At 68.4% G+C, this 10,288-nt stretch carries 10 protein-coding genes; 9 read left to right on the top strand and 1 reads right to left on the bottom strand.

Annotation, left to right across the window (positions count from 1 at the left end; all coding sequences use genetic code 11):
• The 9 genes from ACYVE7_RS20845 to ACYVE7_RS20885 all read left to right on the top strand — a co-directional run.
• Positions 1 to 1,439, top strand: a 1,439-nt coding sequence (locus ACYVE7_RS20845) for a TIGR03767 family metallophosphoesterase (RefSeq protein WP_460366641.1), incomplete at its 5' end; no start/stop codon positions are given.
• A 169-nt stretch (positions 1,440 to 1,608) separates the two neighbouring features.
• Complete coding sequence (locus ACYVE7_RS20850) at positions 1,609 to 2,739, top strand: cytochrome P450 family protein (RefSeq protein WP_460366642.1); 1,131 nt, start codon at positions 1,609 to 1,611, stop codon at positions 2,737 to 2,739.
• A gap of 11 nt (positions 2,740 to 2,750) precedes the next feature.
• Positions 2,751 to 2,969 (top strand): ferredoxin, encoded by a 219-nt coding sequence (locus ACYVE7_RS20855; RefSeq protein ID WP_460366643.1) that lies wholly within the window; start codon positions 2,751 to 2,753, stop codon positions 2,967 to 2,969.
• A gap of 183 nt (positions 2,970 to 3,152) precedes the next feature.
• Positions 3,153 to 4,334 carry a phospholipase D-like domain-containing protein gene (locus ACYVE7_RS20860; protein ID WP_460366644.1) on the top strand — a complete coding sequence of 394 codons (1,182 nt, stop codon included), beginning with the start codon at positions 3,153 to 3,155 and terminating at the stop codon, positions 4,332 to 4,334.
• A 212-nt stretch (positions 4,335 to 4,546) separates the two neighbouring features.
• Complete coding sequence (locus ACYVE7_RS20865) at positions 4,547 to 5,452, top strand: class I SAM-dependent methyltransferase (RefSeq protein ID WP_460366645.1); 906 nt, start codon at positions 4,547 to 4,549, stop codon at positions 5,450 to 5,452.
• Positions 5,449 to 5,988: a response regulator gene (locus ACYVE7_RS20870; protein WP_460366646.1), complete on the top strand. Its 540-nt coding sequence runs from the start codon at positions 5,449 to 5,451 to the stop codon at positions 5,986 to 5,988. Before ACYVE7_RS20865 ends, ACYVE7_RS20870 begins: the two co-directional genes overlap by 4 nt.
• The gene (locus ACYVE7_RS20875) at positions 5,985 to 7,685 is read left to right on the top strand and encodes an ATP-binding protein (RefSeq protein ID WP_460366647.1); all 1,701 of its coding nucleotides are present in this window, start codon (positions 5,985 to 5,987) and stop codon (positions 7,683 to 7,685) included. The genes ACYVE7_RS20870 and ACYVE7_RS20875 overlap by 4 nt, the downstream gene beginning before the upstream one ends.
• On the top strand, positions 7,682 to 8,128 hold the full coding sequence (locus ACYVE7_RS20880) for a tellurite resistance TerB family protein (protein WP_460366648.1): 447 nt from the start codon (positions 7,682 to 7,684) through the stop codon (positions 8,126 to 8,128). Before ACYVE7_RS20875 ends, ACYVE7_RS20880 begins: the two co-directional genes overlap by 4 nt.
• A gap of 107 nt (positions 8,129 to 8,235) precedes the next feature.
• Positions 8,236 to 9,564, top strand: a complete 1,329-nt coding sequence (locus ACYVE7_RS20885; RefSeq protein WP_460366649.1) for a lipase/acyltransferase domain-containing protein — start codon at positions 8,236 to 8,238, stop codon at positions 9,562 to 9,564.
• An 85-nt stretch (positions 9,565 to 9,649) separates the two neighbouring features.
• Here ACYVE7_RS20885 and ACYVE7_RS20890 read toward each other — a convergent pair.
• Positions 9,650 to 10,288: SDR family NAD(P)-dependent oxidoreductase (locus ACYVE7_RS20890; protein ID WP_460366650.1), on the bottom strand; the 639-nt coding region annotated here is incomplete at its 5' end.

Consider the following 10,288-nt stretch of genomic DNA (forward strand, 5'->3'; position numbering starts at 1 on the left):
TCGTCGCGTTCGCCCATCTGACCGACGTGCACATCGTCGACGCCCAGTCGCCCGCCCGGGTGGAGTACCTCGACCGGGTGAGCGATCCGGGCGGCATCCTGTCGTCGCTGCCCCTCGGCAGCGCCTACCGCGCGCACGAGCTGCTCACGACGCAGGTCGCCGAGGCGATGGTGCGGGCGGTCAACCGGGTCGGGCGCGGCCCGGTGACGGGCGCTCCGCTGGCGTTCACGGTCAACACCGGTGACGCGGCCGACAACGCCCAGTACAACGAGGTCCGCTGGACGATCGAGGTGCTGGACGGCCGGAAGGTCCGCCCCGATTCGGGGGACTTCCACCGGTACGAGGGCGTCATGGGGTGGCCTGACGAACGCTACTGGCATCCCGAGCGGGGCGTCGCGGACCTGCCCACGTCCCGGTACGGCTTCCCCAAGGTTCCGGGGCTGCTGGCCGCGGCCCGCCGTCCGTTCCAGGCCACCGGTCTGAAGACGCCGTGGTTCGCCGTCTACGGCAACCACGACGCGCTCGTCCAGGGCAATGTGCCGCTTCTGCCGCTGTTCAAGGAGCTGGCGGTCGGCGGGGTGAAGATCGTCGCGCCGGTGTCGCAGGCGCAGCGGCTCGAACTGGCCGATGTGCTGCGGCGCGGTGACCGGGCGGCCGTCCAGCGGATGGTCGACAGCCGGTCGGGGCTGTTCCGCGAGGTGACGCCTGACCGGTCGCGCCGCCTGGTCTCGCGTGCCGAGCTGGTGCGCGCGCACGGCCTCGACCACGGGTTCACCGCGGCCAACCACCGGGACGGGACCGCCTACTACCGGTTCGACCGGGGGCCGGTCCGCGGTCTGGTGCTCGACACCTGCAACCCGGCGGGCTACGCCGACGGATCTTTGGACCGCGCTCAGTTCGGGTGGCTCGAACGCGAGCTGGCCGCCGTGTCCAGCCGCTATCTGGACGCGGCGGGCCAGCCGGTCCGGCACGCGGTGCGCGACCGTCTGGTCGTGGTGTTCGGGCACCACACGCTCGACACGATGGCCAATCCGCTGGGCGGCGGCCGGGTCTTCGGCGACGAGCTGGAGAAGCTCCTGCTGCGCTTCCCCAACGTCGTCCTGCTGGTGAACGGCCACACCCACGTCAACGAGATCGTCGCGCACCGGCGGCGTTCCGGCCCGGCCGGCGGTTTCTGGGAGGTCAGCACCGCCGCGCACATCGACTGGCCGCAGCAGAGCCGCCTCCTGGAGATCGCCGACAATCGCGACGGCACCCTGTCGGTCTTCGCGACCGTGCTGGACAGCGCGGCCCCCGCCTCCCCCGGCGGCGGCGCCGACCCGGCCCGTCTGGCGTCGCTGTCCCGCGAGCTGTCGGCCAACGACTGGCAGTTCAACCCCTCCGCGTCCGGCAAACCCGAGGACCGCAACGTCGAACTCCTGCTCCCCGCCCCCTTCTGACCGACGCGCAGAGCAAAGGTCAGGGGCAGGGGTGCGGGCGGGCCCTGAGGCGGGGTGGGGCGGGGGTCACGAGAATCGGCGGGAGATCCGTCGATCTTCTGGAGTTGAGCCGATGCCGGGACCGTCGCCCGAGCTGTGTACCCCTGCGTATTTTCAGAATCCCTATCCGGTGTGGGAGTGGCTGCGGGAGAACGCCCCGGTGTACGTCTACGAGGGGCTGGGGACCCCGGTGTGGCTGGTGTCGCGTTACGCGGACGTCCACCGGGTGTTCAGTGAAGCTCGCACGTTCAGCAATGACGCCGTCCACGCCAGTGCGGAGTTCACCGCCTCGGGTCTGAGTTTCGCGCCGATCGGCCGCAACATGGGGTTGGTCGATCCGCCGGATCACACGCGGCTGCGCAAACTCGCCATGCCCGCGTTCACGCCACGCAAGGTCGAGGCGTGGCGTGCGGTGGTGGAGGAGGTCGTCGGCGGGCTGATCGAGGGCTTCAAGGGCCGTCGGGAGATCGAGTTCGTCGCCGACTACGCGCAGGAGATCCCGGGGAGCGTCGTCGGACAGCTGCTGGGCATCATCAGCGCCGACGAGCGGGCGTTCGTCTCCCATCATGTGGACAACGCCACGAACGGCGACCCGGTCACCACGCCCGCGTCGCTGACCGCGCTGGTCGACTACGCCCAGACGCTGATCGAGGTCAAGAGCAGGGAGCCGGGCGAGGATCTGGTGACCGATCTGATCGAGGCGCGGGACAGCGGTGACCGGCTGAGCGCCGACGAACTGGTGGCCATGGTCGCCATGTTCGTGGTCGCCGCCTACACGACCACGCAGAACCTGCTGGCCAACGCGGTGCTGGCGCTGATCGAGCATCGGGAGCAGCGGGATCTGCTGGCGGCCGAGCCGGGCCCGTCCCCGCAGGCGGTCGAGGAGCTGTTCCGCTACGAGGGTCCGCTGTCGGCGGCGAGCTGGCGTTACACGACGACCGACGTGGTCCTCGGCGGCGTGGAGATCCCGGCCGGTGCCGCGGTCACGCCGCTGGTGATGTCGGCCAATCGCGACCCGGCCCGCTTCTCCTCCCCCACCACGCTCGACCTGCGCCGCGCCGACACCAAGCACGTGAGTCTGGGCCACGGACTCCACAACTGCATCGGCGCCGCCCTGGCGCGGCTGGAGGCGAGCGTCGCGCTCCCGGAGTTCGTCAAGGCGTTCCCCGAGGCACGGCTCGCGGTGGACCGCGCGGACCTGCGGTGGCAGGAGAGCTTCTTCATCCGGGGGCTGCGGGAGCTCCCCGTGGTCCTGGCGTGAGGGGGACGGACATGGCCCACCGCCTGTCGATCGACGGCCGGCGCTGTAACGGCAGCGGACTGTGCTGGTCGACGTCCGCGCGGCTGTTCCAGCCGGGACCCGACGGCCGCGCCCGGGTGCGGGTCCCGTCGCTGGAGGACGCGCGGGATGTCGAGCTCGCTCTCGACGTGGCCGACTGCTGCCCCATGGAGGCCGTCCAGGTCACGCCTGCGGCGGACGCGGAGACCTAGCCGCCGCTGGGCCACCCTGAGCGCCGTCGCCCGGGCCGTTGAGCAACCGCCACTCCAGTTGGCCGTTTCACTGCTCTATTCGGCTTTTATCGCACAATTCGTCTAGGTGAATCCTCCTATGGTTCCGAATAGGCGGTTCTGGCGGATCTCCGTCGGAGCGCGACTTCTGTGGGAGGGCGGATCATGGCGGGTCGGAGGGCGTACGCGGCGCTGGCGGTGGCCGTCGCGCTGACGGTGCTCACGGGGCCGGTGTCGGCGGCCGCCGTGCTGCGGTCGCATCTGGTGTTCAACGATCCGCGGACGCCGCAGGGCGCCAAGCGGATCGAGAAGGAGATCGTCGCGCTGATCGAGGGGACGCCTCGCGGCGCGTCGATCAAGTTGAGCTACTACCGGTTCACCAACGCCTACGCGGTGTCCGACGCTCTGATCGCCGCCGGCAGGCGGGGTGTGGACGTCAGGTTCGTGGGCGACAGCAGCACCATGGACCGCACCTTGACCGGTCTGCGGCCGACGGGAGCGGAGCTGCTGCTGCGGGCGTTGGGCGCCGGCCGGGTGCGGACCTGCCCGAAGGGCCGGGCGTGCATCGGCGCGAAGCTGAACCACACCAAGTTCATCCTGTTCAGCCGGACGCGCGGTGCGAGGAACGTGCTGTTCCAGTCGTCGCAGAACCTGAACGCGACGGGCGGTTACACCACCGACTGGAACGACGCGGTCGTCCTGGCCGGCGCGGGCCGCGTCTACTCCGCCTACGCGGCCTACTTCAGGGATCTGTGGAACCAGAAGCCGGATCCCGACTACTGGGCCAAACACAAGAGCACCCGCGACGGTACGGCGGCCGTCCAGTTCTTCCCCAAGGCCACCGGCGATCCCGTGCTGGGGATGCTCGACAGGGTGCGCTGCGACTTCACGTGGAAGGGCCGCCGCGGCAAGACCGCGATCAAGATCGCGATGGGGGCGTTCAACGACAAGCGGCCCTGGCTGATCGACGCGCTGGGCCGCCTCGTCGCGAAAGGCTGCTCGGTCGACCTGCTGGTCACCGTCGACCACCGGGACCCCGCCCAGGTCGCCGCGCTCGGCGGATTGAAGGCCAGGAGGGTGCCGGTGCACGCCTTCGACGCGGCCGGGAGCGCCAACCCGATGCACAGCAAGTACATCCTCCTCGCCGGCCGGATCGGCGCGCGGACCGGCAAGTTCACCTGGACGGGCAGCGCCAACCTCACCTGGGGTTCGCTCCGCCAGGACGACGAGGTGATCCTGCAGTTGAAGCGGGTCGGCGCCCTCGGCTCGTGGAAGATCCACGACCTCTACCGCTGCTTTTTCTGGCGCGCCAAGTCGCAGCTCACCGGAGAAGCGAGCCCCTGCTGACCCCTTTATCCATCGGGGATCTCATTTTGAGAACTTCTCAGAGACGGAAACATAACATTGGGGTTCTCTTTGGGGGTGTCCCCTGACGTCCAGGGGCCGCCGGAAAACGAATACTTGACCTGTGCGGGCCGGCTGCGCAGTGCGCTGGACCCGCCTTTCTGTTGCGAATGCATGAGGCATTCGAACAAGGACACCCGTGGGGAGAGGTAAAAGTGAGCGAAAACGATGCCTGGGGTGGGCTGGAATTCGGTCCCGACCTGATCTCGGAGGAGATCGCGACCGGGGTGGACAACCCCTGGATGACGATCGGGATCATGAACGGGATCAAGGAGGAGAGCCTCCTGGCGAAATGGGACGCGGTCCTGGACATCCAGACCCGCCTGTTCGGCCCGCGGGAGAACGCGTGGCTGGAGCGCCAGGGCTTCGCGCGTCCGGGCACCAAGGTCCTGGAGGTCGGCAGCGGGAACGGCGACCACGGCAGGTACCTGGCGCAGAGCTTCGCCGACGCGCGGTTCTTCGGGGTGGAGGCCAACCCCTACCTGGCCCGCCGCTACCAGGACACGGTCCCCAACTACCGGGTGGACGTCTGCCGGTTCGGTGACCAGGAGCTGCCCGAGCCGGCCCGCCAGGAGTTCTCCGACTGCTTCCTGCGCTACACGCTGCAGCACATCTCCGACCCGCTGCGCGTGCTCCGGGAGGTCTACGACCTCCTCCCGATCGGCGGCAGGGTCTTCATCGTCGAAGAGGACATCAATTACAGCACGTGCCAGCCCGCGTGGCGGGCGCACACCATTCTGCGGGATTCCTGGCGCTCCGTCCTGGAAACGGGAGGAAGCGACCATTCGATCGGCTGCAAGCTCCCCGGAATGGTCGCCGAAGCCGGTTTCGAGGTGCGCGAGTTCGACATCTCCCTGCGGACCAACATCGAATTGGGAAATGGTTTCCTGGACTTTTACCGGCTCGCGCTGAGCATGTTCCAGGAGACCGATCCCGCACTCGTCTCCCAGGACGACGTCGACACCATGGTCAAGGACTTCGAGGCCGACTGGGACACCCACCAGCACAGGTTCGTGGTCACCCACCCGCAGGTCCTGCTGATGGCGGAGAAGACCCGGTGACCGGCACCGCGAAGGACACGGTGCGGATCCTGGTCGTCGACGACGACCAGGACGTCCACCAGGTCACCGACCTGGTGCTGAAGGGCCTGCGGTTCGGGGACCGCAAGGCCGAACTGCTGCACGCCAACAACGGCGCCGAGGCGCTGGCGATGGTCGCCGACCACGAGGACCTCGCGGTCATCCTGCTGGACGTCGTCATGGAGAACGACCACGCCGGCCTGGACGCCTGCCGGAAGATCCGCACCGAGCTGCACCGCCCGCACGTGCGGGTGCTGCTGCGGACCGGTCAGCCGGGTCTCGCGCCGGAGGAGCGGGTCGTGCAGGACTACGACATCGACGGCTACCTCGCCAAGGACGAGCTGACGGCCTCCCGTCTGCGGACCGCGGTGCGCACGGCCGTGAAGGCCTACGAGGAGATCACCTCGCTGGAGCGGCGGCGCGTCGACCTGGAGACTCTTCATGAGAGCGTCCAGGAGCTCGGCGGCCCCACCGACTGGACGGCGTTGGCGGCCGACGACGGCGGGTGGCCGCGATGAATCCGGGCGGGCAGGATTCGCCGTGGCGGATCCTCATCGTGGACGACGACGCGGACATCCATTCGGTCACCAAACTCGTCCTGAAACGCAAGACCTGGCGTAGCGCGCGGTTCGAGTGCGTCAGCGCCTACAACCAGGCCGAGGCCAGCGCGCTGCTGGAGAAGGACCCGGATTTTCATGTGGTCCTGGTCGATGTGGTGATGGAGCGTCAGGACTCGGGTCTGGAGCTGTGCCGCCAGATCAGGGAGATCTGCCGTCGTTCGACCAGGATCGTGTTGCGGACCGGTCAGGCCGGGCTGATGACCGAGGAGCAGATCCTCAACGACTACGACATCGACTACTACCTCAACAAGCTGGAGATGACGCCGTCCCGGCTGTTCTCGGTGGTGCGGGCCTGCCTGCGCAGCTCCCAGGACATCTCGACGCTCCTGGCCTACGGGCGCCAGCTCCAGAGTTTCACGCGGGCCCTCCAGTACGTCAGCGAGGTCGACAACCTGGTCGTCTTCATGAGCGACGCGCTGCGGTTCATGGAGTACAAGCACGGCTGCACGACGACGTTCAACTATGACCTGTCGCTGGGGAAGAACGCGGTGATCTCGGGGCGTCCGGAGCTGACCGACGCGCTGGTCCACGCGCACGAGCAGGGCCTGAAACGGATGCAGGAGTATCACGGCCCGCAGGTCGGCCTGGACGCCAACGATTTCGTCATCCTGTTCGAGGCGGCGGAGGAGGGGCTGCGGGAGGGCGACGGGTACGGCGCCGGCCCGGTGCTCGGCGGCATCGTGTTCACGATGCACTCGCCGGAGATCACCGAGCTGGCGCGGCGTGAGCTCACCGCCGACGCCCAGTTGTTCATCGAGAACTGGTGCATCGCCTACTCCACGATCAGGCTCCGTGACCGGCTCAGCCAGGAGCAGGAGCTGCGGGACCAGATGTACCAGGACAGGCTGGAGAGCATCGCGACGACCGTGACGGGCGTCGCCCATGAGCTGAACACCCCGCTGGGGGTGGCGCGGACGGCGGGCGACGCGGCCGCCGAGTTCGCGGCCGAGCTGGCTTCGGGGCTCGGTGATCCGGAAGAGGCCGAGACCGGGATGCACGAGGCGATCCGGCTGATGAACAAGAACCTCGACCGGGCGCACCGGCTCATCCAGAGCTTCCGGAAGCTGTCGGCGTCGCAGTTGTCCGACGAGCGGGTCTCGGCGAGCATCAAGTCGACGATCGACGACTGCATCGAGACGATGAGCCCGGAGCTGAAACGGCACCGGATCGAGGCGTCGGTCGTGATGGCCGCCGACGTCGATCCGGTCTGGGACGGCTATCCCGGACATCTCAGCCAGGTCATTATCAACCTCACCCAGAACGCCCTGCGGTACGCCTACGGCCCCGACGAGGGCGGCCGGATCGACATCTTCGTCGAGCGCGACGTCCAGCGGGACCGGTTCCAGATCAGGTTCGCCGACTACGGGCGCGGCGTGGACGAGTCGGTGCGGGCGCGGCTGTTCGACGCGTTCGTCACCTCCGGCCGGGAGATCGGCGGGACGGGTCTGGGCCTGGCGATCGTCCGCAACATCGTCACGAACCTGCTGCAGGGCGACATCACCTTCGAGAGCACACCCGGCGCGGGGACCGTCTTCCTCCTCGACCTTCCGGCCACCTGCGGAAGCGACGAAACGGTGAAGGGAGCCGCGGAATGAACGCGTTGACGGCGCCGGTGGCGGCCATCGATCTGACCAGGGAGAAGGTCGTCATGGTCCACGCCATGATGCTCTTCGCGCACATCGACGGGAAGCCGACCTCGCAGAAGCTGGCGATGGTCGAGTCGTATGCGAAGGCGCTGCCGGAGTTCTGCGGGCACAACTTCCAGCAGTACTACCAGGCGGCCAAGGGCCTGGCGTCGGCCGCCGACGGCAGTCTCGACGACGCCGTGGCCCGGCTGGCCGAGCTACGGTCCGAGCAGGCCCGGGTCAGGACGTACTACATGGCGGTCGAGCTCGCGCTCGCCGACGGCCTGACCGAGGCCGAGGACAAGCTCCTGAGCGGATACCGCGACGTCCTGGAGATCGATTCCGGTCTGGCCGAGTCGATCGAACAGATCATCACCCTGAAGTTCCGGGACGGCGAAGACCAGCAGGCCTGATTCGACCGGATTCTCACGAGCGGCGGGGGCCCACGACGGGCTTCCGCCGCCCGGCCCATTCATCGTGCCGTCCGCGCAAGGGACGGCACTGTTCTAGGGAACGACCCATGCCGATCTTCCGCAAGCTCGCCGCACTCAGCACGGCACTGCTCTGCGTGGCCGCATCGCTGGCGGCCACCGGGCCGGCCGACGCGCTGCCCGGGGTGACGAAGAACCCGATCGTCCTTTTTCCAGCGTACAACTTCACCAAGACGAAGACCACACTCACCGGCCAGACGATCGACCTGAGCTGCCCGACCACCGGCAGTTTCGACAACTACTTCCCCAACCCCACCCCGGCGAACGGCGGCTACACCCAGGTCTGCCAGGACCGTCTTCTGACGCTCAGCTACAGCGCCAAGGGCGGCAAGCCGATGAGCCAGCGGTTCTCCCGCCAGCCGGGGGTCTCGGTGCAGATCCCCGACTACGGGAAGACCGCGAGCGCGCCCGGCTATGAGACCCTCTTCCAGGATCTGGTGGCGAACGGCTGGACCCGTGACCGCGGCATCCGGGTGGCGGGTTACCAGTCCGACCTCACCCCCGACCTGAGCAACCCGATCGACTCCGGGCAGAACTTCCTCGACCGGACCAAGGCCCTGATCGAGGAGACCTACCAGCTCAACGGGAACCGCAGGGTCCACCTCGTGGCGCACTCCAACGGCCCGCTGTACGCGCACTACCTGCTCACCCATGTGACCGACGCGTGGCGCGACAAGTTCATCCAGGGGTTCACCACGCTGTCGGGCAACTTCCCGGGCCAGGGCGTCGTCGCCGCGGTGCTGTTCATCGGCTACAACACCCAGAACTTCACGCTGCCGGCCGACCAGGCCAACGCGCAGAGCAGCTCCGCGATGTGGCGGATGTCGCCGGCCACCTACATGAGCCTAGCCGACCCCGCGATCTTCGGGACCGGCCAGGTCATCCTCACTAACGCCGCCACCAACCCCGACGACACCGACTACACGCCCGACGAGCTGCCGCAGCTGCTCGAGGAAGCGCACATGCCCGCCTCGGTCAAGGAGATCGCGGCCCACTATGTCGGCTCGACCGACTTCGACACCAAGCTCCCCAAGACCGACGTCTACGCCGAGACCGTCAGCAAGGTTCCCACCCTCATCGGTATGAAGCTCCCGAACCTCACTCTGGGACAGATCGCCCCGCCCCAGAGTGACTGGTACTTCGCCGACGGCGACGGCAACCAGGAGACCATCACCAACACCGCGATCGACCCGTTCTGGAAGGCCCTCTCGCGGTACCCCTACTGCTTCCACTACGACTTCAGAATCACGGAAAGCGCCAACGGCGGCGCCGACATCAACCACTTCACCATGCAGGACGACCCTTCGATCATCGACCGGATCAAGGTGAACTCCCAGGCCCCGAAGCAGACCTGCTGACCGTCTCGTCCCTTTGACCGGGAGATCGCCTCCGCGCCCCACCGGAGGCGATCTCCCTCCCCTGACCGGCCGCCGCCGGGCGGCGTCACCTGAGGGTCTGGCCGAGGTCCACCTTGAGCGCGGCGGCGGAGATGAACGCCGACTCGGGACCGCAGAAGAACGCGATCACCTGGGCCTGCTCGTGCGGGTCGGCGAAACGGCCCGTCGGCATCATCGCGACCATGGTCTTGTACAGCTCGGGGTCGGCGGTCCGCAGCCCGTGCATCATCGCGGTCTCGGTTCCGCCGGGCGACACGGCGTTGATCCGGATCCCGTTCCCGATCTCCTCGATGGCCGCGGATTCGGTGAGGGCCAGCCCGGCCCGCTTGCTGGCGCCGTACACGCTGGCCTTGGGGTAGGAGCGGTGGGCGGCCGTCGACAGGACGTTGACGATCGACCCGCCGTGCCCGCGCATGGCCAGGATCTCGGCGCGCAGGCAGTGGAAGAGGCCGCGGAGGTTGACGTCGACGACGGTGTCGTAGTCCTCGTCGGTGAGGTCGGCCAGATCGACCATGCGGCCGGACGCGCCGGCGTTGTTGACGGCGATGTCCAGGCCGCCGCCCCACGCCACGACCTCCCCGACCATGGCGCGGACGCTGCCGGCGTCGGCCACGTCGGCGGGGATGTACACCGCGGTCCCGCCGTCGGCCCGGATGGCGCGGACGACGTCCTCCGATTCGGGGGC

This window comes from Actinocorallia lasiicapitis (assembly GCF_054778695.1).